Source organism: Methylobacterium sp. Leaf88, assembly GCF_001422795.1.
Classification (GTDB): domain Bacteria; phylum Pseudomonadota; class Alphaproteobacteria; order Rhizobiales; family Beijerinckiaceae; genus Methylobacterium.
The window spans coordinates 709,260-731,139 of sequence record NZ_LMMK01000012.1; the positions used below are offsets into that span (position 1 = coordinate 709,260).

At 67.9% G+C, this 21,880-nt stretch carries 20 protein-coding genes, 1 tRNA gene and 1 riboswitch; of the genes, 8 read left to right on the forward strand and 13 right to left on the reverse strand.

Going from position 1 to position 21,880, the window contains the following annotated elements:
* Positions 1 to 54: 54 nt before the first annotated feature.
* The 4 genes from ASF20_RS09680 to ASF20_RS09700 all read right to left on the reverse strand — a co-directional run bounded on the left by ASF20_RS09680 (position 55) and on the right by ASF20_RS09700 (position 3,346).
* Entirely contained in the window at positions 55 to 933 is an 879-nt protein-coding gene (locus tag ASF20_RS09680; RefSeq protein ID WP_156648006.1) for a hypothetical protein, read from the reverse strand.
* A gap of 833 nt (positions 934 to 1,766) precedes the next feature.
* Positions 1,767 to 1,852: transfer RNA gene (locus ASF20_RS09690), tRNA-Leu, on the reverse strand.
* Between the two features lie 37 nt (positions 1,853 to 1,889).
* Positions 1,890 to 3,074 carry an FAD-dependent monooxygenase gene (locus ASF20_RS09695; RefSeq protein WP_056273405.1) on the reverse strand — a complete coding sequence of 395 codons (1,185 nt, stop codon included), beginning with the start codon at positions 3,072 to 3,074 and terminating at the stop codon, positions 1,890 to 1,892.
* Positions 3,075 to 3,091: 17 nt separating this feature from the next.
* The gene (locus tag ASF20_RS09700) at positions 3,092 to 3,346 is read right to left on the reverse strand and encodes a zinc-finger domain-containing protein (RefSeq protein WP_055956304.1); all 255 of its coding nucleotides are present in this window, start codon (positions 3,344 to 3,346) and stop codon (positions 3,092 to 3,094) included.
* A 213-nt stretch (positions 3,347 to 3,559) separates the two neighbouring features.
* Here ASF20_RS09700 and map point away from each other — a divergent pair, with 213 nt between their 5' ends.
* The 6 genes from map (at position 3,560) to ASF20_RS09730 (ending at position 9,379) form a co-directional block, all read left to right on the forward strand.
* On the forward strand, positions 3,560 to 4,390 hold the full coding sequence (gene map / locus ASF20_RS09705; RefSeq protein ID WP_056273408.1) for a type I methionyl aminopeptidase: 831 nt from the start codon (positions 3,560 to 3,562) through the stop codon (positions 4,388 to 4,390).
* Between the two features lie 10 nt (positions 4,391 to 4,400).
* A complete protein-coding gene (gene radC, locus ASF20_RS09710) occupies positions 4,401 to 5,114 on the forward strand; it encodes a DNA repair protein RadC (RefSeq protein WP_056218856.1) in 714 nt (237 codons plus the stop codon).
* A gap of 103 nt (positions 5,115 to 5,217) precedes the next feature.
* On the forward strand, positions 5,218 to 6,657 hold the full coding sequence (locus tag ASF20_RS09715; RefSeq protein ID WP_056218853.1) for a circularly permuted type 2 ATP-grasp protein: 1,440 nt from the start codon (positions 5,218 to 5,220) through the stop codon (positions 6,655 to 6,657).
* Positions 6,658 to 6,785: 128 nt separating this feature from the next.
* Positions 6,786 to 7,730, forward strand: coding sequence for an alpha-E domain-containing protein (locus tag ASF20_RS09720; RefSeq protein ID WP_056218850.1), 945 nt, complete (start codon positions 6,786 to 6,788; stop codon positions 7,728 to 7,730).
* Between the two features lie 37 nt (positions 7,731 to 7,767).
* Entirely contained in the window at positions 7,768 to 8,595 is an 828-nt protein-coding gene (locus tag ASF20_RS09725) for a transglutaminase family protein (protein WP_056273412.1), read from the forward strand.
* A gap of 31 nt (positions 8,596 to 8,626) precedes the next feature.
* Entirely contained in the window at positions 8,627 to 9,379 is a 753-nt protein-coding gene (locus ASF20_RS09730; protein WP_056218845.1) for a hypothetical protein, read from the forward strand.
* Here the strand turns inward: ASF20_RS09730 and ASF20_RS09735 are convergent, their stop codons facing one another.
* The 9 genes from ASF20_RS09735 to ASF20_RS09775 all read right to left on the reverse strand — a co-directional run bounded on the left by ASF20_RS09735 (position 9,380) and on the right by ASF20_RS09775 (position 19,808).
* Positions 9,380 to 10,453 carry a nitronate monooxygenase gene (locus ASF20_RS09735; protein ID WP_056273414.1) on the reverse strand — a complete coding sequence of 358 codons (1,074 nt, stop codon included), beginning with the start codon at positions 10,451 to 10,453 and terminating at the stop codon, positions 9,380 to 9,382. It abuts the gene before it with no gap.
* Between the two features lie 18 nt (positions 10,454 to 10,471).
* Positions 10,472 to 11,128, reverse strand: a complete 657-nt coding sequence (locus ASF20_RS09740; RefSeq protein ID WP_056273417.1) for a thiamine phosphate synthase — start codon at positions 11,126 to 11,128, stop codon at positions 10,472 to 10,474.
* A gap of 40 nt (positions 11,129 to 11,168) precedes the next feature.
* The gene (locus ASF20_RS09745) at positions 11,169 to 11,954 is read right to left on the reverse strand and encodes a thiazole synthase (protein ID WP_056218835.1); all 786 of its coding nucleotides are present in this window, start codon (positions 11,952 to 11,954) and stop codon (positions 11,169 to 11,171) included.
* Positions 11,955 to 11,990: 36 nt separating this feature from the next.
* Positions 11,991 to 12,203, reverse strand: coding sequence for a sulfur carrier protein ThiS (thiS, locus tag ASF20_RS09750; RefSeq protein WP_056218832.1), 213 nt, complete (start codon positions 12,201 to 12,203; stop codon positions 11,991 to 11,993).
* Positions 12,200 to 13,381 (reverse strand): glycine oxidase ThiO, encoded by a 1,182-nt coding sequence (gene thiO / locus ASF20_RS09755; protein ID WP_244476385.1) that lies wholly within the window; start codon positions 13,379 to 13,381, stop codon positions 12,200 to 12,202. Before thiO ends, thiS begins: the two co-directional genes overlap by 4 nt.
* A gap of 101 nt (positions 13,382 to 13,482) precedes the next feature.
* A riboswitch (TPP riboswitch) is annotated at positions 13,483 to 13,611 on the reverse strand.
* Between the two features lie 45 nt (positions 13,612 to 13,656).
* Positions 13,657 to 14,904 carry an adenylate/guanylate cyclase domain-containing protein gene (locus tag ASF20_RS09760; protein WP_056218825.1) on the reverse strand — a complete coding sequence of 416 codons (1,248 nt, stop codon included), beginning with the start codon at positions 14,902 to 14,904 and terminating at the stop codon, positions 13,657 to 13,659.
* Between the two features lie 238 nt (positions 14,905 to 15,142).
* Complete coding sequence (gene rpoD / locus ASF20_RS09765; protein WP_056218821.1) at positions 15,143 to 17,137, reverse strand: RNA polymerase sigma factor RpoD; 1,995 nt, start codon at positions 17,135 to 17,137, stop codon at positions 15,143 to 15,145.
* Between the two features lie 200 nt (positions 17,138 to 17,337).
* The gene (dnaG, locus tag ASF20_RS09770; RefSeq protein ID WP_056273423.1) at positions 17,338 to 19,260 is read right to left on the reverse strand and encodes a DNA primase; all 1,923 of its coding nucleotides are present in this window, start codon (positions 19,258 to 19,260) and stop codon (positions 17,338 to 17,340) included.
* 86 nt (positions 19,261 to 19,346) lie between these two features.
* Positions 19,347 to 19,808, reverse strand: a complete 462-nt coding sequence (locus tag ASF20_RS09775; RefSeq protein WP_056218815.1) for a GatB/YqeY domain-containing protein — start codon at positions 19,806 to 19,808, stop codon at positions 19,347 to 19,349.
* 208 nt (positions 19,809 to 20,016) lie between these two features.
* On the opposite strand from ASF20_RS09775, the gene carA reads away from it, so the two are divergent.
* Together carA and ASF20_RS09785 are read left to right on the forward strand one after the other, a co-directional pair.
* Positions 20,017 to 21,258, forward strand: a complete 1,242-nt coding sequence (gene carA / locus ASF20_RS09780; RefSeq protein ID WP_056273425.1) for a glutamine-hydrolyzing carbamoyl-phosphate synthase small subunit — start codon at positions 20,017 to 20,019, stop codon at positions 21,256 to 21,258.
* Positions 21,259 to 21,470: 212 nt separating this feature from the next.
* Complete coding sequence (locus tag ASF20_RS09785; protein ID WP_056218810.1) at positions 21,471 to 21,848, forward strand: hypothetical protein; 378 nt, start codon at positions 21,471 to 21,473, stop codon at positions 21,846 to 21,848.
* Positions 21,849 to 21,880 lie beyond the last annotated feature (32 nt).

The window sequence follows — 21,880 nt, forward strand, 5'->3', positions numbered from 1 at the left end:
TTTGACCCAGGAAAGCGGTAGGTAACGTTGCAGTGAGCGGGTGGTTCGAGGCGATTAAGCGGTCTCGATGACAAACCGAGGGAACAGCTTCAGCTCCTCTGCCATGTCCTCGATAGTGGGCGTCTCGTAGTCGTCGCCCACATCGTCTGAGGCGTGTCCGCAGAAGGCAAACCTGATGCGCTTCTCGATCCTGGCGCGTGCGGCTCGGCGCTTGAAGGTGTGTCGCCATGCGTGGTTTGGGCTGATGTTCGTATCTGTGACACCAAGCCCTCTCACCCATTCAGCCAGCTTGTTTCGCTGCTTCACCCAAGGTGCCTGAACGGGGTTCGTAGGATCATCCCGCACCACTCGCTTCGCAGCAGGATCGTAGAACAGTGGCCCCTGCCCTGCGCCTGTCACGAACTCGATCAGCCCCAGCTCAATGAGGTGCTCGTGAAGCGGCACAGTTCGAGCCTGTCCACCCTTCACCGTGCCAGCCTCCGGGTTGATCTTCATCAGCCAGAAGCCGTCTCGATGCTGAGTGAAATCCTCAGCTCGAAGCTGCGTGACCTCTCCGGGGCGTGAGCCTGTATAGGCACAAATCCAAGGCACCCACCTCCGAGCTGCGATGTTGTGGGATGCCATGCGGCCTTCGAGCGGCGTCAGGGTGGCCTTGAGGATGGTTCGCCATTCGTCGTCTAAGAACTCCCTCTCACGCACCTTCGGCTGCGCCTTACCGACAGCCACGCTCACCCCGGCAAAGGGGTTGAGAGCGATCTTCTTGTTATCCAACGCCCAGCCAAAGCCCACTCGCGCTGCGCGGAGCCAAACGTCGTTCACGACACGAGCTGAGCGGTCTGTCGTGACGAGGGTGTTCTTCCACCCGATGGCATCGTCTCCAGTGATGGCTGCGATGTCCCGCCCCTCGAAGAACGCATCGAGCCCTTTGAACACGGCACGCCAGCGGTCCACCGTGGCTGCTCCAGGCTTGCGCTCCGTGACCCATGCCTCGAACAGAGACCAACAGGTGAGCCCTGCTACCTTCGATGCCGGCTTAGCGAGGAAATCAGGGTACCTTTCAGGCCGCCTATCGGCGGAGTAATCGCCCCCCGCGCGCCGACCCAGCGTAGCCAAAGCAGCGGCTAACTCAGACTGCAACAGATCGAGGAAGCCATCGGACGCTGCCTCGGTTAGGCGTATGCCATTCTCGCTCAGGAACGAGGCCACCTCACCCAACTGGGTGACAGCCGCTCTGACGTGACGCTGAGCGGCGGGAATACCCTCTATCTCATCATCTTCGTGCGGTGCCCCTACAGCTCGCCCAGCGAGGCGACGCTGAGCTTCCTGAAGGGTCTCGTAGTCATTCGCCCACCGGTCCGGTGCATCGGCTTCAGCCTCATGCCGCGCTACGAACCAACCGTACCACTGCCCAGCCAGCCCATGAGCCTCGCGGTGCGTCAGCCCCCTACCCTCGCCCCTCGCAGCGGCCCTCAGAGCCTCGATACGGCCAGTTACAGTCGCGTCCCATTCGCGTAGCTCAGCCTTCGCAGAGCCCGTGGACAAGCTCCCAGGGCGACGGAAACGCTCCTCCTGGGAGACACCGAACGCCCGCTTGTATGATTCGCGAACGTCCTTCGGGATGCCCCTTGCGGGCGAACCAATCCCCGTTGGGGGCACGAGAGAGCGAGGTCATCGGAACGGCCATTGTAGCGCCCTTTGTAGCGGGGAGCGCCGAAAAACACCTTGTTGCCAGCATCTTACTGGCACCGTTCACGATTTCAATGGATTGGTGCGGACGGCGGGACTCGAACCCGCACAGCCAAAGGCCGCAAGATTTTAAGTCTCGTGCGTCTACCGGTTTCGCCACGTCCGCATGCCAGCATCAGCGGTAGCGGGGCCGCCTCCGCAGATCAAGGCGTCCAGCCGTAGAGCCAGGCGTAGCGACGGTTCATTCCGTCCGGCCCGAGGCGGCCCATCACGACATTACGGATCGTGCCGACGAGAGCCCCCGCATGATAGGTCCGGCCATTGGCACGGGCGGCCCGGCGAACGCGGCGCACCCGCGCACGCCGCACCGCATCGTAGCGGGCCAGGGCGGCACCGAGATCGGCGCCGTCCGCGCCCAGTTCCCTGGCGAGGATCGCCGCATCCTCGATGGCGAGGGCGGCCCCCTGTGCGAGGAAGGGCAGGATCGGATGGGCGGCATCCCCGATCAGGGCCAGCCGTCCGCGTGCCATCGGAAGGGCGGCACCCCGATCCTCCAGCGACCAGACCAGCCAGGAATCCGGTACGGCCAGGAGGGCCGCGAGGGGCGGCGCCGCGTCGCGAAAGCGGGCGCGCAGTACGGCCGGCTCACCGAGTTGGCCCCAGCCCTCGCTGCCCTTCCGCTCCGGAATCACGGCGACGACGTTGACGTGCTGGCCTCCCCGGATCGGGTAATGCACCACGTGGCGCGCCGGCCCAAGCCACAGGCCCGTGGCCTCGCCCGAAAGTTCGGGTGGCAGGGCTTCCCGCGGAACGATGGCCCGCCACGCCGCGGCACGCCCGGACCTCAGGTCCTTGCCGTCAAGGTGGCCGCGCAGGCGGGAGCGTACACCGTCGGCCCCGATGACGAGGTCGGCGGAAAACCGCTCGGTCCGCGTGCCCGTGCCGATTTCCAGGGTCAGGTCGACACCGTCCGGTCGCTCCGCCAGACCGGTCACGTCCCGTCCCATCAGGAGGCGGATACCCGGCCGGCCGCGCACAGCGTCGAGGAGCAGGGTCTGCAGGTCGGCCCGATGGATGACGTAGTAGGGCGCGCCGAAGCGCTCGCGCAGATGGGCTCCTAGAGCGACGCCGCCTATGACCGTCCCACTCGTCAGGGCCCGCACCACCACTGCCGGCGGCTCGCTCGCCGCGCGTCGCAGGGCGGCGCCGAGGCCGAGGCCGATCAACACTCGGCTGGCATTCGGCGAGAGCTGGATCCCGGCCCCGACTTCGCTGAATCCGGTGCGGCGCTCGATGAGGGTGACGGCATGGCCGGCGGAATCGAGGGTGAGCGCAGCCGTCAGGCCGCCGATGCCCGCGCCGACGATAGCGATGTTCAGGGCCGGCACGGAGCCGCCTCGCCTGATCAGGCGGCGGCCGAGGTCCGGTCGTCCCAGACGCAGATCGCCGGATCGGCGTTGCCAGCGGCCAGGGTCGGCCGGTAGCGGAACAGCGTCGAGCAGTACTGGCAAATGGTCTCGTCGTCCGTGCCCATGTCGAGGAAGATGTGCGGATGATCGAAGGGGGGCTTGGCCCCGATGCACATGAACTCCTTGGAGCCGACGTGAATGACCGCCACGCCGGGCTCGTTGTGGAAATGCGGGACCGCCTTGTCAGCCATCGCCTCGTCCTGCCTGCCGGCCCGCCGAAGCCTCGTCCTCGAGGAAGGATCGTGCTCGTGCGGGCATCCGTGTTGTCGGGGTCTGCCGGGACCCGTCTCTAGCCTCTCCCTCGGCGCAATCCTAGTGCGCAGCGCGCGAAGGGTTGGCCTCGCGCGCGCGTCACCGTACATAGGGGCAGGCCCCGCCCCGGTTCCCCTCCGCGAAACGTCCCCATGACCCAGAACGAACAGGCCGTGTCCGAGAGCGGACGCCGCGCGCCCCAGCCGCCGATTCATGGACCGGAGGCCTTCGAGGGCATGCGCAAGGCCGGCCGTCTGACCGCGGAAGCCCTGGATCTGCTGATGGAGGCCACCGCTCCCGGCATCACGACGGACCATCTCGACAAGCTCGCCTACACCTTCGCTATGGACCACGGCGCCTATCCGGCCTCGCTGCTCTACCGCGGCTATCCGAAATCGATCTGCACCTCGATCAACCACGTGGTCTGCCACGGCATCCCGAACGACAAGCCCCTGCGCAAGGGCGACATCGTCAACCTCGACATCTGCCTCATCGTCGACGGATGGCACGGCGACTCGAGTCGGATGGCCTATGTCGGAGAGGTGCCGCGCAAGGCCCAGCGCCTGTGCGAGATCACCCACGAGTGCCTGATGCGCGGCATCGCGGCGATCAAGCCGGGGGGCTCCACCACGGATATCGGCCGGGCGATCCAGTCCTATGCCGAGGCGGAGCGCTGCTCCGTCGTGCGGGATTTCTGCGGCCACGGCCTCGGGCGCACCTACCACGATGCCCCAACCATCCTGCACTACGTCGAGCCGAGCTACGACGTGAAGTTCCAGCCCGGCCAGTTCTTCACGGTCGAGCCCATGATCAATCTCGGCCGGCCAGCGGTGAAGGTTCTCTCCGACGGCTGGACCGCGGTCACCCGCGACCGCTCGCTCTCGGCGCAGTTCGAGCACACCGTGGCGGTGACGGAGACGGGGGCGGAAATCTTCACCCTCTCGCCCAAGGGTCTGCACCAGCCCGCGCCGACCGCCGGTTGATTTCGGGCTCATGACAACCCGGCCGCCGTCCGCGCCCGACCCGTCGGACGGCGAGCCGCATTACCTCGGCCATCGCGACCGCCTGCGCGCCCGGTTCGCCCAGGGTGGGGCCGAGGCCCTTCCGGATTACGAGCTTCTCGAACTCGCCCTGTTCCGGGCCATTCCCCGCCGGGACGTGAAGCCCCTGGCCAAGGCCCTGATCCGACGCTTCGGCAGCTTTGCCGAGGTGGTGAGCGCTGAGCCGGCGCGACTTGCTGAAATTGAAGGCATCGGCCCCGGAGTCATCGCCGACCTGAAGCTCATCGAAGCGGCAGGGCATCGGCTGGCGCGCGGGGCGATCGCCGACCGCCCTCTGCTCTCGTCGTGGAGCGCCGTGCTGGAATATTGCCGCGCCACCATGGCTTTCGCGGCGCGCGAGCAGTTCCGCGTGCTGTTCCTCGACCGACGCAACCACCTGATCGCCGACGAGGTCCAGGGGCGGGGAACCGTCGACCACACGCCAGTCTATCCGCGCGAGGTGGCGCGCCGTGCCCTCGAACTCTCGGCCACCGCCATCATCCTGGCTCATAACCATCCCTCGGGCGACCCCACTCCCTCGGCCGCCGACATCCGGATGACCCGCGAGCTCATCGGGGTGCTGGACCCCCTCGGCATCCTGATCCACGATCACATCATCCTGGGTCGGGAGGGTCACGCCAGCTTCAAGGGCTTGAAGTTGATCTGAACGTGCTACCCTACACGCAAGGGCGGTGGGCGCGGACTCCGATCCCAATACGCTGGCGCGCCTCTTGCCTAGACAAGAAACGGTGTTCAAGGGGGAGACGCGAATGGCGCTCGCTGCATTCGACGAGATGACCGGGCTGCCCGATGGGGCGCTGAGCAACCCCGCCGTGCGCGAAGCCTACGACAGCCTGAAGCACTGGCTCGACACCACGCCGCCCGAGCATTTCAACACCCGCCGCAGCCAGGCCGAGATGCTGTTCCGGCGCATCGGCATCACTTTCGCGGTCTACGGCGCGAACGAGTCCACCGAACGGCTGATACCCTTCGACATAATCCCGCGGGTCATCACGAAGCCCGAATGGGGTTTCCTGGAGCGAGGCCTCAAGCAGCGCGTCACCGCCATCAACGCCTTCCTGAAGGACATCTACGGGGCGCAGGAATGCATCAAGGCCGGCGTGATCCCGGCCGACCTCGTCTACCGCAACCCGCATTACCGCATGGAAATGCGCGCTTTCCGGGTGCCGCACGACCTCTACGTCCACATCGCCGGCATCGACATCGTCCGCACCGGGGAGAACGACTTCTTCGTGCTGGAGGACAATGCCCGGACCCCGTCCGGCGTCTCCTACATGCTCGAGAACCGCGAGGTCATGCTGCGGCTGTTCCCGGAGCTGTTCTCCCGCCACCGCGTCGCACCGGTGGAGAACTATCCCGACGCCCTGCTGGCGACCCTGCGCAGCCTCGCGCCGTCCACGGCGACCCGCGACCCCACCGTCGCGCTGCTGACGCCGGGTCGTTACAACTCGGCCTTCTACGAACACTCGTTCCTGGCCGACAAGCTCGGCGTCGACCTCGTCGAGGCCTCCGACCTCTTCACCAAGGACGACGTCGTCTACATGCGGACGACCGAGGGGCCCCGCCGGGTCGACGTGCTGTACCGCCGTCTCGACGACGATTTCCTCGATCCGCTAGTCTTCCGCCCGGACTCGGTGCTCGGAGTCCCCGGCATCATGAACGCCTACGAGCGCGGGACCGTGACCCTGGCCAACGCCGTCGGTACCGGCATCGCCGACGACAAGGCGGTCTACAGCTACATGCCGGAGATCGTGAAGTTCTTCACCGGCGAGGAGCCGATCCTGCACAACGTGCCGACCTACCGCTGCCGCGAGAAAGAGGCTTTCGCCTATGTGATGGACAATCTCAGCGAGCTCGTGGTGAAGGAGGTCAACGGCTCCGGCGGCTACGGCATGCTGGTCGGCCCACACGCCACCAAGCGCGAGATCGAGGAGTTCGGACGCAAGCTGAAGCATGCGCCGGACGGCTTCATCGCCCAGCCGACCTTGGCCCTCTCCACCTGCCCGACTTTCGTCGCATCCGGGGTCGCACCCCGGCACGTGGATCTGCGCCCCTTCGTGCTGTGCGGCTCGGACGAAATCCGCATCGTCCCCGGGGGCCTCACCCGGGTCGCGCTGAAGGAAGGGTCGCTCGTCGTGAACTCAAGCCAGGGCGGCGGCACCAAGGACACCTGGGTCCTCGACGCCTGAGCCATCGCGCGGCATCCGGCGGGGCCTTCCGTCCCGGGTGCCTTTCCAAGTCCGTGCCGGCTCCGGCATAGTCCTTTTCGCCCTGCGGCCTGCGTTTCCGACGCCAGCCGACGTCCCGATGGAACCCCATGCTGTCCCGGACCGCCGACAACCTGTACTGGCTCTCGCGCTACGCCGAGCGAGCGGAGTTCGTCGCCCGCATCCTCGATGCCGCCCTGCGCCTGGCCGCCCTGCCGTCGAGCTACGGCGGCGGCGAGACCAACGAGTGGGCCTCCGCCCTGGCCTCGGCTGGCGATCCGGACGTGTTCAAGCCGCTCTACGCCAGCGTCACGGAAGCGACCGTCTGCGATTTCCTTGCCTTCAGCCCCCACAATCCTTCCTCGATCCGCTCCTGCATCGAGACCGCGCGCGAGAATGCCCGCAGCGTCCGCACGGCGCTGACCACCGAAATGTGGGACGCCATCAACGGCGCCTGGCTCGAACTGCGCAACTACGAGGGACGCGACCTCAACCGCGACGAGTTCACCCGCTTCCTGGACTGGGTGAAGGGCGTCTCCCTCGCCTTCGACGGTTCGGCCTACCGCACGATGCTGCGCAACGACGCCTACTGGTTCACACGCCTCGGAACGGCGATCGAACGGGCGGACAACACCGCCCGCATCCTGGACGTGAAGTACCGCATCCTGCTCCCCGCCACGGAGAAGATCGGCGGCAGCCTCGATTATTTCCAGTGGACCACGATCCTGCGCGAGGTCTCGGCCTTCAACGCCTATCACTGGGTCTACCGCGAGAGCGTGAAGCCACTCCTGGTGGCCGATCTTCTCATCCTGAACCGGCAGATGCCGCGCTCCTTCACCAACTGCTACGGCATGCTGGTGGAGCACCTCGACCTCATCGCCGACGCCTACGGGCGGCGCGGCGCGAGCCAGCGCCTGGCCAGCAATACCCTGGCACGCCTGGAAGGCGAGAACATCAACCGCATCTTCTCATCCGGCCTGCATGAGTTCGTGACGGAGTTCATCGTCGAGAACAATCGCCTCGGCGCAGCGGTCATCGAGCAATATCTGGTATAGGGCCGGCCCCGGCCCGACGCCGCGCAAAGGTCGCCGCATGCGAATCCGCGTCTTCCACGAGACCAACTATACCTATGAGCAGCCCGCCCGCGGGCTGATTCAGGTCCTGCGTCTGCGTCCTCGCGACCATGACGGCCAGTATGTCCGGCGCTGGCGCATCGAGCCCTCCGTCGACGGCCGCGTGAGCGAGCGCGAGGATGGCTTCGGCAACGTGGTGCACTGGTTCACGGCGGACGAGCCGGCCGAGGCCCTGTCGATCCGGGTCACCGGAGAGGTCGACACCCTGGAGATGCACGGCATCGTGCGCGGCACCATCGAGCGCCTGCCGGACGTGTTCTACCTGCGGGATTCAGATCTCGCCCTGGCCAACGACGCCATTCAGGCCTTCGCCCAGGAGATCGCGGCGGCCGGCGACCCGGCCCCCCTACCGTGTCTGCACCGGCTGCTCGCCGCCGTGCACCAGCGGGTCACCTTCGTCCCCGGCCCGGCCAGCGCCAGCACGAACGCCGCGCAGGCCTTCGTGCAGGAGAAGGGCGTCTGCCAGGACATCACCCATCTCTTCATCGCGGCGGCCCGCCACCTCGAGATTCCCACCCGCTACGTCTCGGGCTACTACCACCACGCCGACCGGGATGCGGATCAAGGCTCCGGCCATGCCTGGGCCGAATCGCTGGTGCCGGGGCTCGGCTGGATCGGCTTCGACGCCGCCCATGGTATCGCCACCACCGAGGCGCATATCCGCGTGGCTGTCGCCCTCGACTATCTCGGGGCGGCTCCGATTCGCGGCAGCCGCATGGGCGGCGGGACAGAAACACTCGACGTGACGCTTCGCGTCGAGCAAGCACAGGCTTCCGTCCAGTCCTGATCGCGGACGGACGCGCGAGAAAGACCGCTCCATGACCTACTGCGTCGGTGTCCTCGTCGAGGAGGGGCTGGTGATGATCGCCGACACCCGGACCAATGCCGGGCTCGACGACATCTCGACCTACCGCAAGCTCCACCACTTCAACGTGCCGGGCGAGCGCGTGATGATGCTGGCCTCCGCCGGGAATCTCTCGATCACCCAGTCGGTCCTCAGCCTTCTGGCCGAGGGAGTCGAGGGCGATGCCGGCGAGCCGAAGATGAAGCTCGTAGAGGCGCCGACGATGTTCCAGGCGGCCCAGCTCGTGGGCCGCGCCATTCGGCGGGTCCGCGAGATCGAGAAGGCGGGGTTCGAGGCGGCCAACCTGCGCTTCTCGGTCTCGCTGTTGTTCGGCGGACAGATCGGCTCAGACCCGATGAAGCTCTACCTGATCTACTCGGCCGGCAACTTCATCGAGTGCAGCGGCGACGCGCCTTTTCTGCAGATCGGGGAACACAAGTACGGTAAGCCGATCCTGGACCGGGCGGTGAAGTACGAGACCGACCTCTACGACGCCCTCAAGGTCGGCCTCGTCTCGATGGATTCGACGATGCGCTCGAACCTCGGCGTCGGCCTGCCCATCGACATCGCGGTCGCCCGCCGCAACGCCCTCGACCTCGAGGTAAACCACCGGATCGAAGCCGGCGAGAGCTACTTCCACGATCTGCGGGAGCGCTGGTCGGCGGCGCTGCGTGCCGCCCATCGGGCGATCCCCCGGCCGCCCTACGGCCCGGCCACGGCGAAGTAATCACGCCCTCGCGCGGCCGAGGAGCCTGAGCGCGCCCTCCGCGAGCTCAACGGTCAGGCGACCCGCCTCAGTCTCGCGGGCAAGGGGCGCCCCCTGCCCGGCCCAGAGGGGCGAGAAGTCGCCGGAGCCGCGTCGCTCGGCCTCGATCCGCAGGGGCTGGAGCCCGATGGCGGCGGTGGGGAAGACCGGCACCTCCGCGTGCCAGGGCCCGAGTTCGCGCATGACGCGGTTCACGAGTCCCCGGGCCGGCTTGCCCGTCAGGACGTTGGTGATCGTGGTGTCCTCGTCGCGGGCGCGGCGCAGGGCTTCCTGGTGCGGCCCCGAGAGACCGGCCTCGGTGCAGCGCAGGTAGGCCGTTCCCAGCTGAACGGCGGAGGCGCCGAGCATGAAGGCGGCGGCGATCCCGCGGACATCGGCGATGCCCCCGGCCGCGATGACGGGCACGTCCACCGCGTCGACCACCTGGGGCACCAGAGCCATCGTGCCGACTTGCGTCGCGGGATCGCCGCCGAGGAACAGGCCGCGATGCCCGCCGGCTTCGGCTCCCTGCGCGATGATCGCATCGACCCCGCGCTCGGCGAGCCAGCGCGCTTCGCGCACCGTGGTTGCGGACGAGAGAATGATGCAGCCGAGCGCCCGGACGCGGTCGAGGAGCGCCGCTTCCGGCAGGCCGAAATGGAAGCTGACCACCGCCGGCCGGACGTCGGCGACGGCCGCGAGCATCGCAGCGTCGAAGGGCGACCGCTGTGCCATGACGATCAGAGCCGACGGATCAAGGCCGAGTTCCGCATAGTAGGGCGCGAGCCGGCTGCGCCAGGCGGACTCGCGCGCTGCATCCGGCACGTCCGGCACGTGACAGAAGAAGTTCAGGTTGAACGGCGCGTCCGTCCGCGCCCGAATCGCCGCCGCTTCGTTGCGTACCGTGTCCGGGTTCATCGCCGCGCAGGCGAGGGAGCCGAGGCCCCCGGCCGCGCTGACGCTGGCGGCAAGGGCCGGCTTCGGTCCGATCATCGGCGCCTGGATGATCGGATGCTGCACCCTTACGCGCTCGAGAAAGCGGTTCTTTCCCCACATGCGCTGCCTCCTTGCCTGTCACCGCTCGTCGGATGTCGCGCCGAGGCGGGCGAGATAGGCGCGCACCTCGGCCACCGGGTCCACGCCGTGCATCAGTGCGCCCATCACCGCGACGCCGGCAGCGCCCGCAGCGCGGCATGCGTCCACGCGGTCGACCGTGATTCCCCCGAGGGCGATGACCGGCATGCCGAACACGGCGGCGGTTTCCAGGGCCGCCGCTCCGAGGGCGGGACCGTAGCCGGGCTTGCTCTGCGTCGGAAAGATCGGGCTGAGGGTAGCGTAGTCGGCGCCGGACCGCGCGGCCACCGCGATCTCCTCCAGTGTGTGCGCCGAAACCCCGATGCGACCGCCGGATAGGCGCCGGCGGGCTTCGGCGATCTCGGCCGCGGTGGTTCCACCGGGCAGATGGACTCCGTCGGCCCCGAGTTCGGCGGCGAGCGCCACATCGGCGCCGATGGTCAGTGAACCGCCCTCGGCCTGAACCAGGCGCGCGATATCCCGGGCGAGCGCGCGCCGTGCATCCGGCGCCAGGTCGCGCTCCCGAAACCAGACCCAGCGGGCGCCGGCCCGCAGGAGGCGTTCGAGGGTGGCGCGGATGTTCCGGGTGGCGACCTCCGGTACGTCGGTCGCCGACCTGTCCGTCACCACCAGCAGCCGCGCGGGCAGGCCACTCATCGCCGTGCGCCGGTAGCGGGCGCGTCGGACGCAACCCGGCTCACGAGCCCACGAGACCGAGTTGCGGGCTCGACGGCTCGGCCCGGCCCCGCTTCGGGATGCGGCCGGCAAGATACGCGTCGCGACCGGCCTGGACGGCGTTGCGCATGGCACGAGCCATCCGCACAGGATCGTCGGCCTTGGCGACCGCGGTGTTGAGGAGGCAGCCGGCGGCGCCGAGCTCCATGGCGATGACCGCGTCGGAGGCGGTGCCGATGCCGGCATCGACGATCACCGGCACCGGCGAGCGCCGACAGATCAGCTCCAGGTTGGCCGGGTTGGCCACACCCATGCCGGAGCCGATCAGCGAGCCCATGGGCATCACGGCGGCGCAGCCGAGATCGGCGAGACGCTGGCAGACCACCGGATCGTCGTTGCAATAGGGCAGCACGGTGAAGCCGTCATCGACGAGGTGGCGGCAGGCATCCAGCAGCTCGGCCACGTCGGGATACAGCGTTTCGCGATCGCCGATGACCTCGACCTTGATCCAGTTCGTATCGAGGGCCTCGCGGGCGAGTTCGGCGGTCATGATCGCGTCGCGCGCCGTCTCGCAGCCGGCGGTGTTGGGCAGGAAGCGGTGCCCCTTGAGCCGGCGCAGCGTATCTGAGCCGTGCCCCTGGAGCGAAACCCGCCGGATCGAGGCCGTGACCACCTCGGCGCCGGACGCCGCCACCGCATCGAACAGAATGCTCTGGGTGGGGTAGCCGGCGGTACCGATGAAAAGACGCGAGCCCAGGCTCACACCGCCAATCACCAGCGAGTCAGTGTCGTTCGCGATCTCGGTCATTCCCACCTTCCTGTCATGATGTCTCCCCCCTATCGATCATCCGCCCTGCATCGCGCGGACGATCTCGACGCGGTCGCCGTCGCTGAGGGCGGTGAGCGCCCAGTCCCGGCGGCGAACCACGGACCCGTTGAGCGCGATGGCGATGCCCTGAGGGCTCTCGATGCCGGTCTCCTCGGCCTCCTCCCGGAACAGGGCGTCGAGGTCGGCAGCCGTGCTCTCGCGGGCCTCTCCGTTGACCGTGAGCTTCATGCGAACACCCTCTGCGGTGCCGACGCGAAGCGGGCTCGACCAAAATCCCGGGCGTAATCCGGCAGCGTTCCCTCGGCGACCAGGGCCGCGACCGCATCGGCGGTGGCGGGGGCCAGCAGGTAGCCATTGCGGTGATGACCGGTGGCGACCACGAGGCCGGGCGCCAGGGCATCGATGATCGGCGCATCGTCGTCCGAGGTCGGCCGGAAGCCGCTCCAGATCGCCTCCACTGCCATCTCCTCGATGCCGGGCAGGACGCGGCGGGCGCCCTCCAGCAGGGCGTAGAGGCCGCCGGCCGTGACGCCGGGGACGAAGCCGCAATCCTCCACCGTCGCGCCGACGATGAGATGGCCGTCGCTCTTCGGCGCCATGTGAACCTGCTCGGTCCAGACCATGTGGGCGAGGGTGCCGGTGCGGGCAGTGGTCCGCAAGGCGAGGGACTGGCCGCGCAGGGGCCGGACCGGCAGGGCGAGATGATCGGGCAGGAGTCCCGTCTCCCCACTCCAGGCGCCGGAGGCGAGCACGACGGTGTCGGCCCGGCTGATGCCCTGGGCCGTACGGACGCCAGTGACCCGGTCGGCACTCCAATCCAGCGCCTCGACCGCGCAGCCCTCCACGATGGCGACTCCTGCGGCGAGGCAGGCCCGCACGAGGGCGGCCATTACCCGGCTCGGATCGACCTGATGGTCGTGCGGGCAGTACAGGCCGGCGGTGACGGCGGGGCGCAGGCGCGGCTCGCGGGCCCGGGCCTCGGGACCGGTCAGCCAGCGAGCGTCGAGGCCGGAGCGCTTCTGCAGATCGTGCCGGAAGCGCAGGCGCTCGACCTCGTCGCGGCCGATGGCCAGCACCAGGGTGCCCTCCTCTCGGTAGTCGATGTCGAGGCCGGCCGCGGCCTGAAGGGCATCGCGGAAACCCGGCCAGCGCGACAGGCTCTCCAGGGCCAGGGGCAGCAGCGGGTCGGAGCCGGGCTCGTGCTCGGCAGCGGGGGCCAGCATGCCGGTAGCGGCGAGGCTCGCCCCAGCGCCGACAATGTCGCGCTCCAGCACGGTCACGGATCGCCCGGCCTGCGTCACGCGCCAAGCGATCGACAGCCCGATAAGGCCGGCGCCGACGATGACCACGTCACTGCGTGCCGGGGCAACGGCGGCCGGCGGTGCAACGCCATGCGTCCGTCGCAGGTTGAGGAAGGCGTTCGGGGTCACGTCCAACACAATCTCCGCAACTGGCGTCGAGATTGGTGGGACTGCAGCTTCGCGTGGTGAAGCGTGTTGGGCTTGAGGAGAAACCCGCGGTCCAATCCCTACGCCGGTATGAACCGGGTCAGGTTCGAAGGATTTCCGCGCCGCCATCCGCAAACGGACGGCCATCGGTTTCTCAGCCCCTTGCCGGGGATCTCCCTGGAACACCCCTGATGTGGGCCGTCCGCGCATCGGGGTCAATCCCCGCGCGGGTCTCAGGCAGCGGGCGGGCGCGCCGGCCGATAGACACCCATGGGTTCGGCGAACCCATCGAGCGCATGTTCGCCGAGAGGCTCCGGCATGTCCCAGAGGAAGTCGACGAAGGGCTTCGTCATCAGGATTGGTTCGCCCAGCGTCCGGTTCAGCCGGGCGACGCGGCTAGCGAGATTCACGTCGCGTCCGATCACGGTGAAATCCAGTCGGGCGCCGGAGCCGACATTGCCGTAGGCGGCCTCGCCGTGATGCAGGGCGATGCCGGCGGCCACGGGATTGGCGAAGCGGCCGAGCGCATTGGCCTCCGCGAGGGCCGCCATGGCGCTCTGCGAGGCGGTGAGCGCCCCCTTGGCAGCACCGCCCAAATCGTCTCCGGGTTCGCGAAAAATCGCCAGCAGGCCGTCGCCGAGATATTTCAGGACCTCGCCGCCCTCGCGCTCGATGGCCGGCACCAGGCAGTCGAAGAAGATGTTCAGGAGGTCGACCGCCTCTTCCGGCGTCATGTCGGCGGAGATGCGCGTGTAATCGCGCATGTCGGCAAACAGGATCGCCGAGCGGATGCGCTGGACGTGACCGCGACGGATGGAGCCGCCGAGGATCGCCTTGTGCGGCTCGTCGCCGACATAGATCCGCAGGACGTGATCCAGCTGCTTGTTGACGCTGCGCATCTCCATGACCGCCGCCAGTGTCGGCATGACGAAGCGGAGAATCGCCACGTCCTCATCGCGGAACCCCGCTTCGGATCGGGTGGCGAAGGAGATGCCGTTGCGCGTGCCGTTGGTGAAGAACAGCGGCGCGACGATGTAGTGCCGGTAGCCCTCGGCCTTCAGGTCCGGAATGACCGCGAAGGCCTCATCCGGGGTCTCGGCGAGATCGAGGATCAGCCACGCGCCGGTTTCGTGAACACGGAAGAACGGGCTTGCCCGATAGGCCTTGTCCGACGCTTCCCCGTGCGGGAACAGACGGACCGTGGAGCCCGTCTCGCGGGTCCAGAACCGCCCGACGCCGGAATACTCGGAATGCAGGGCGTCGATGGCCGTGGTGGCGCGGTCCACCGGCACATCCAGCGCGATCAGGCGTTCGGCGAGGCCGGAGAGCAGGTCTTCCGCTTTCGGCATGCGGGCCCCCTCGCTCAGCAGCCAGTCGCGCAGGGCCACGCATTGCTGGAGGGCGCCGAAGGGGACGTCGGCCGCCTCCGAGCCATCGGCTTCGGCGGTGGGGGAAGGCTGGGGCGGGCCTTGATCGAGCATATGGCCAAGGTGGGTTGGAAGATGGCGTCCGGCAACGGCCACCGCTCTGGTTTCGTGCGTATCGTGCCGGCGTCACCGCTTCAACAGTGCAGACCGGGCCGGACGCCGGAGCCGACGCCGCTCGGCGCGCTTCATGCGCATCGATGGCCGGGAAGTCGAAACGAAAGAGCCGACCCCGAGAGGAGCCGGCTCATTCGCAGGGGTCGTTGGCCGGGGCGAGCTAGAGCAAACGAAGATGTCAGTTGTCGAGGAAGCTGCGCAGCTTGCGCGAACGGCTCGGGTGCTTGAGCTTGCGCAGGGCCTTCGCCTCGATCTGACGGATGCGCTCGCGGGTTACTGAGAACTGCTGGCCGACCTCCTCGAGGGTGTGGTCGGTGTTCATGCCGATGCCGAAACGCATGCGCAGCACCCGCTCCTCGCGGGGCGTGAGCGAGGCGAGCACGCGCGTCGTGGTCTCCCGCAGGTTGGATTGGATCGCCGCATCGATGGGCAGGACGACGTTCTTGTCCTCGATGAAATCGCCGAGGTGGCTGTCCTCCTCGTCGCCGATCGGGGTTTCGAGCGAGATCGGCTCCTTGGCGATCTTGAGAACCTTGCGCACCTTCTCCAGCGGCATGGCCAGCTTCTCGGCCAACTCCTCCGGGGTCGGCTCGCGGCCGATCTCGTGCAGCATCTGGCGCGAGGTCCGGACGATCTTGTTGATCGTCTCGATCATGTGCACCGGGATGCGGATCGTGCGGGCCTGATCGGCGATCGAGCGGGTGATCGCCTGACGGATCCACCAGGTGGCGTAGGTCGAGAACTTGTAGCCGCGGCGGTACTCGAACTTGTCCACCGCCTTCATCAGGCCGATGTTGCCCTCCTGGATCAGATCCAGGAACTGTAGGCCGCGGTTGGTGTACTTCTTGGCGATCGAGATCACGAGGCGCAGGTTGGCCTCGATCATCTCCTTCTTGGCCTGGCGGGCTTCGCGCTCGCCCTTCTGGACCATGTTGACGATCTTGCGATACTCGCCGATCTCCAGGCCCGTCTCCGAGGCGAGGGTCAGGATCTGCTCGCGCAGCCGGGCGACCTCGCTCGATCCCTTTTCGACGAGGTTCTTCCAGCCACGGCCGCCGAGGCTGCCGACGCGCTCCATCCAGTTCGGGTCGAGCTCCCAGCCCTGGTAGTGGCGCAGGAACTCGTCGCGGGCGACGCCGTGGCTCTCGGCGTAGCGCATCAGGCGGCCCTCATGGGAGATGAGACGCTTGTTGATGTCGTAGAGCTGCTCGACCAGGGCCTCGATGCGGTTGGCATTGAGGGAGAGCGACTTCACGTCGGTGACGACGGCGTCCTTGAGCTCCTCCTGCTTGCGCTCCTGCGCATCGGTGCGGGTGCCGCCCGAGGCCTTGAGCTCGGCGTGCTCGATCTGCAGCTTGCGCAGCTTGCGATAATTGTTCGCTATGTTGTCGAACGTCTCGAGGACGCGCGGCTTGATCTCCGTCTCCATGGCCGCCAGGGAGACGTTGTTCTCCATGTCATCCTCGTCGTCGCCCTCGGGCGGCGTCGGCGCGTCGCCCTCGGCGTCCTCGCTCTCCTCCGTGCCGTCGGCGATCTGCATCGCGTTCTTGGCGTCGGGGCCCGCATAGGTCGCTTCGAGGTCGATGATCTCGCGCAGGAGCACCCGGCCGTCGACGAGTTCGTCGCGCCAGATGATGATGGCCTGGAAGGTCAGCGGGCTCTCGCAGAGCCCGGCGATCATCGCCTCGCGACCGGCCTCGATGCGCTTGGCGATGGCGATCTCGCCCTCGCGGGACAGGAGCTCCACGGAGCCCATCTCGCGCAAGTACATGCGCACGGGATCGTCCGTGCGGTCGGTGGGCTCCTTGGTCGTCTCGGCGCGCAGAGCAACGGGCTTGGTGGGGGCGATCTCGGCGACCTCGGTCCCCTCCGCCCCGTCCTCGTCGTCGGCCTCGCCGTTGCCCTTGGCCTCCGTCGTCTCCTCGGTCTCCTCCGCCTCAACGACGTTGATGCCCATCTCCGAGAGCTGCGACAGCACGTCCTCGATCTGGTCGGGGTCGGACTGACCGTCGGGCAGAACCTCGTTGATCTCCTCGTAGGTGATGTAGCCGCGCTTCTTGGCGAGCTTCACCATCCGCTTGACGGAGGCATCCGTCAGATCGAGGAGCGGCCCGTCGGTCTGTTGCTCCGGAGCAGCATCCGTCTCGTCCCGTTCCGTTGCCTTCGTCGCCATGGTCCGCCTATGGTTGTCGTGTCAGCATCGCGCGGGAGCATGTCGCTCACTCCGCGTCGTCGACGCTGAAATACATGTGATGTGCGGTCCGCCGAAGTGACAGCCGCGTCGAAGTCAGATCCCGGTATGCAAGCGAGACGCTTGACCGATTGTTAACCATGAGCCGCCAATGGCGGCTGAATTCGTTCGCGGTGCGCGTCTCAGGGTGTCGATGCCTCATCTGCATCCGGCACCACCTCGTCCGCCTCCGCACCAGCGATGACGGCCATACGGGCCTTTACGTCGCACAGCCAAGCGAAGTTCGCCTCCGTCTCGTCCTCGACCAGGGCCCGCTCAGCCAAGCGGAGTTCGCTATTTAGCGCTCCAGACTTGCGGTGCAAGATCACGGCCTGACGCAATGCGTCTTCGAGACGCACAGGATCGGCATGCGCGTCAAGGGTCCATCGATCGCCCGGGCGCACATGACTGGCGAGCCGGGAGGCGGCTTCCGTGAGCCCGGCCCGCTTCAATCGGCTCTCCAGAACCGCGACGCCGGGCTGATCCGCGTCGGCGTGGCTGTCGAGCAGGAGGGAGCGCAACGCCTGCGCATCCGGGTCGCCCAGTTCGAGCTCGGCGAGATCCTCCGCCTCGATCCCGAGCAGTTCGGGGTGGACGAGGAGGCTGGAGACGATCATCGCCTCGCGGTCGCGAAACGCCACCGGGCCGGAGGCGCTGGTCTCGCCAGCATAGAGCGGATTGAACTTGGTGGTGATTCGCGGCGAGGGTGGCGGATCGCCCGGACGGGGCTGGCGCTGGAAGGTGGGTCGCGCGGAGGCCGCCCGCGGCTCCCAGGGGCCGCGGCGCCCGGAGGCGGCCTGCGGAGAGAGAGCGCGCAGGCGGCCCTCGATCTCGTCCCGGTAGAATCCCCGCACGGTCTCGTCGCGGATGGAGGCGACCATCTCGCGCAGCGATTTGGCGAGACCGGCTCGCCGCTCGGGCGTATCGAGCGGCGCCCCGTCGGTGGCGCGCGACCACAGCACTTCGACGAGGGGCCGGGCCGTGTCGAGCACCCGGTCGATGGCCGATTTTCCCTCGGCGCGCAGGAGGTCGTCGGGGTCCTGGCCCTCGGGCAGCATGGCGAAGCGCAGGGACTTGCCCGGCGTCAGGCCGGGCAGCGCCACATCGAGGGCCTTGAAGGCCGCACGCTGGCCGGCGCCATCGCCGTCGAAGCATAGGATCGGTTCGTCGGCGTTGCGCCAGAGAAGGCCGATCTGCTCCTCGGTGAGCGCCGTGCCAAGGCCCGCCACCGCGTTGGGATGGCCCGCCAGGGTCATGGCGATGACGTCGACGTAGCCCTCGACGGCGATGATGACGCCGCGATCGTGCGCAGGCTTGCGGGCCTGGTGCAGATTGTAGAGGAGCTGCCCCTTGTGGAAGAGCGGCGTCTCCGGCGAGTTCATGTACTTCGCCTTGGCGTCCTTCTGCATCGCCCGGCCGCCGAAGGCGATGACGCGCCCGCGCGAATCGGCGATCGGAAACATCACCCGGTCGCGAAATTTGTCATAGGGAACGCGGATGTCCTCGCCGGCCACGAGCAAACCGAGCTCGACCATCAGATCGCGGTCGACATCCTTGGCGGCGAGGTGGTCGCGCAGAGCGTAGCGGTCACCGGGCGCGTAGCCGAGACGGAAGCGGCTCCGGGTCTCCGGGCCGAGCTGGCGCCGGTCGAGATAGGCGCGTGCCTCCGCACCGGCGCGGCCGCGCAGCTGCTCCTCGAAGAACGCGGCGGCCATCTCCATGACGTCGAAGGCCCCGGCGCGCTTGGTCTCCTGCTCGCGGGCATCGGCGCTCGGCGCCGGCAGGGTCACGCCGGCCTCCGCCGCCAAACGCTCCACCGCCTCCGGAAAGCTCAAGCCCTCCGTCTCCATCAGGAAGGTGAAGACATCTCCGTGCTTGCCCGAGGAAAAGCAGTGATAAAACTGCTTCTGGTCGTTCACGTAGAACGAGGGCGACTTCTCGGCATTGAACGGCGACAGACCGCGCCACTCGCGGCCCGCTTTCTTCAGCCGGACGCGCCGCCCCACGATATCGGATGCGGGCAGGCGCGCACGGATCTCTTCAAGGATGTGGGGCGGGTAACGCACGGCAAGAACCGGACCTCTGCGGCCGCCCATCTTAGCGACCCGGGCTTAAAGAGTCCCCAACGCCGATGCGGGGCGCTGGGACGCCCTCAGGCCTTTGCGTTCAGCGCCTCTTTCACGAGGCCGCTCGCCTTGGCGAAGTCCATGCGGCCGGCATAGGCGCCCTTCAGGGCGGCGATGACCTTGCCCATGTCCTTGGGCCCGGCGGCGCCCACTTCGGCCACGGCCTTGTCGATGGCCGCCCGGGTCTCGGCCTCGTCCATCTGCTGCGGCAGGAAGCCGGCGATGATCGCGACCTCGTTGCGCTCGTTCTCGGCGAGCTCGGGCCGGCCACCCTGGTCGTAGACAGCGGCCGATTCGTTGCGCTGCTTGATCATCTTCTGCAGGAGCGCGAGGATTTCCTCCTCGGAGGCCGGCTCCTTGCCGAGGCCGCGCGCCTCGATGTCCTTGTCCTTCAAGGCGGCCTGGATCATCCGGACGGTGGCGAGCTTCGCCTTGTCGCCGGCCTTCATGGCTTCCTTCATCTCGGTGGTGAGACGGGCGCGCAGCATCGTGTGACTCCTGAAAAATGAACCCAGGGCAGCGGATCAACGGCGTGGTCTGCGAATTGCTGCGCGAACCAGGGTTCTTGAGACGCACCGACGCGAGGGCCACATTGACCCTAACACGGCACGCTCGCTATGAGCGCCGCACGACAAGCCGCCCGCATGCGCCGCTATACGGCGCCGGGATCGGCCGGACATAAGCGAGATCACGCCGATGCTGCAAGATGATGGCGTCCAGACGCCTGCCGTGCCCGCGCCCCCCGCTCCCTGGGCCGAGCCCCTGGCTACAGCCCTTCTGGTCCTGGCGGACGGGACCGTGCTGGAGGGCTTCGGCATCGGCCAGACCGGAACCGCCGACGGTGAGGTCTGCTTCAACACCGCGATGACCGGTTACCAAGAGATCCTGACCGACCCGTCCTATGCCGGCCAGATCGTCACCTTCACCTTCCCGCATATCGGCAACACCGGTACCAACGACGAGGACCTTGAGAGCCTCGATGCGGCGCCGGCCTCCGGCGTGCGCGGCACCGTGATCGCGTCCGCCGTGACCAAGCCATCGAACTGGCGCTCGTCGAGCCACCTCGACGCTTGGCTCAAGGCCCGCGGCATCGTCGGCATCACCGGCGTCGACACCCGGGCGCTCACCGCCCTGATCCGCGACAACGGCATGCCGAACGCCGTCATCGCCAACGATCCGGAGGGCCGGTTCGACCGCGAGGCCCTGAAGGCCCGCGCCGCGGCTCTCGCGCCGATGGAAGGTCTCGACCTCGTGCCGCCGGTGACGAGCCGTGAGCGCTCGGAATGGTCGCAGACCATCTGGGACGTGAAGGCCGGCTACGGCGACCGCAAGCCCGGCACCGGCCTCAAGGTCGTGGCGATCGACTACGGCGTGAAGCGCAATATCCTGCGGCTTCTGGCCGAGGCCGGCTGCGACGTCACCGTGGTGCCCGCCACCACCACCGCCGACGAGATCATGGCGATGGAGCCCGATGGCGTGTTTCTCTCGAACGGCCCGGGCGATCCAGCCGCCACCGGCGAATACGCGGTCCCGGTGATCCGGGCATTGCTCGCCGAGAAGGTGCCGACCTTCGGCATCTGCCTCGGGCACCAGCTGATGGGCCTGGCGCTGGGCGGCCGCACCGTGAAGATGGCGCAGGGCCACCACGGGGCGAACCATCCGGTGAAGGACAAGACCACAGGAAAGGTTGAGATCGTCTCGATGAATCATGGCTTCGCGGTCGATCCGGCGAGCCTGCCCGAGACGGCGCTAGAGACCCACGTCTCCCTGTTCGACGGCTCCAATTGCGGCCTCACCCTCACCGACCGGCCGGCCTTCTCGGTTCAGCACCACCCGGAGGCCTCGCCCGGCCCACGGGACAGCCACTACCTGTTCGAGCGCTTCGTCGCCCTGATGAAGGCCGGCAAGCCCGAGACCCTGGTCACCACCGCCGACTGATTCGTATGGCCGGACGGAGGCGATGCCCCTTCCGGCCACCGCGGCGGCGGCAGGCCAGCCCTGCACGCAGGCGATGCCAACCGCGAGAAGGTTCCCGCCGCGTCACAAAAAATCCGGCATTCCGGGGCATCCCGGCATCGTTAACGGCCCGCTAAGGACGGCGTTCGAAGATCGTCGCCGGGTCGGTTCCGACGCTTGCCGGGGATTTCCACATGACGTTCGACGACGCGCGCGACGACTTCTCGCGCCTGCATCGCCTCTTCACGTTCCATCTCGGCGTGGCCGTCAGCCTCGCGTGGATGACCGCCCTCTACTCGGCCTGCTATGCGCCGTGGGTCCGCAACATCCGCGCCTTGATCGACCCGGCCGCGAGCCTCGACCGCGTCGAGAGCACCTGGTCCTTCCTGTTCGCGCTACCGGTGGTGATGACGCTGGCCTGGATTGGCCTGTATTTCGGCCGCGAGATGCTCCGCCGGAGCCAGACCCTCTCCAATGCGGCACTCGAATTCGCCGCCGCCGCCGTGGTCGCCTTCGGGGTGTTCTACCTGTCCATCGACCGCGCCGTCTCGGCTCTCTACCTGGGCTTCTGAGACGCTTCAGCGCTTCACCTTCGGCCCGCGCC

Excerpts from the sequence above, each read along its gene's own strand:
- ASF20_RS09700 (WP_055956304.1), bottom strand. The coding sequence starts at position 3,346 with ATGGCTGACAAGGCGGTCCCGCATTTCCACAACGAGCCCGGCGTGGCG.
- map (WP_056273408.1), top strand. The coding sequence starts at position 3,560 with ATGACCCAGAACGAACAGGCCGTGTCCGAGAGCGGACGCCGCGCGCCC.
- radC (WP_056218856.1), top strand. The coding sequence starts at position 4,401 with ATGACAACCCGGCCGCCGTCCGCGCCCGACCCGTCGGACGGCGAGCCG.
- ASF20_RS09715 (WP_056218853.1), top strand. The coding sequence starts at position 5,218 with ATGGCGCTCGCTGCATTCGACGAGATGACCGGGCTGCCCGATGGGGCG.
- ASF20_RS09720 (WP_056218850.1), top strand. The coding sequence starts at position 6,786 with ATGCTGTCCCGGACCGCCGACAACCTGTACTGGCTCTCGCGCTACGCC.
- ASF20_RS09725 (WP_056273412.1), top strand. The coding sequence starts at position 7,768 with ATGCGAATCCGCGTCTTCCACGAGACCAACTATACCTATGAGCAGCCC.
- ASF20_RS09730 (WP_056218845.1), top strand. The coding sequence starts at position 8,627 with ATGACCTACTGCGTCGGTGTCCTCGTCGAGGAGGGGCTGGTGATGATC.
- ASF20_RS09735 (WP_056273414.1), bottom strand. The coding sequence starts at position 10,453 with ATGTGGGGAAAGAACCGCTTTCTCGAGCGCGTAAGGGTGCAGCATCCG.
- ASF20_RS09740 (WP_056273417.1), bottom strand. The coding sequence starts at position 11,128 with ATGAGTGGCCTGCCCGCGCGGCTGCTGGTGGTGACGGACAGGTCGGCG.
- ASF20_RS09745 (WP_056218835.1), bottom strand. The coding sequence starts at position 11,954 with ATGACCGAGATCGCGAACGACACTGACTCGCTGGTGATTGGCGGTGTG.
- thiS (WP_056218832.1), bottom strand. The coding sequence starts at position 12,203 with ATGAAGCTCACGGTCAACGGAGAGGCCCGCGAGAGCACGGCTGCCGAC.
- ASF20_RS09760 (WP_056218825.1), bottom strand. The coding sequence starts at position 14,904 with ATGCTCGATCAAGGCCCGCCCCAGCCTTCCCCCACCGCCGAAGCCGAT.
- rpoD (WP_056218821.1), bottom strand. The coding sequence starts at position 17,137 with ATGGCGACGAAGGCAACGGAACGGGACGAGACGGATGCTGCTCCGGAG.
- ASF20_RS09775 (WP_056218815.1), bottom strand. The coding sequence starts at position 19,808 with ATGCTGCGCGCCCGTCTCACCACCGAGATGAAGGAAGCCATGAAGGCC.
- carA (WP_056273425.1), top strand. The coding sequence starts at position 20,017 with ATGCTGCAAGATGATGGCGTCCAGACGCCTGCCGTGCCCGCGCCCCCC.
- ASF20_RS09785 (WP_056218810.1), top strand. The coding sequence starts at position 21,471 with ATGACGTTCGACGACGCGCGCGACGACTTCTCGCGCCTGCATCGCCTC.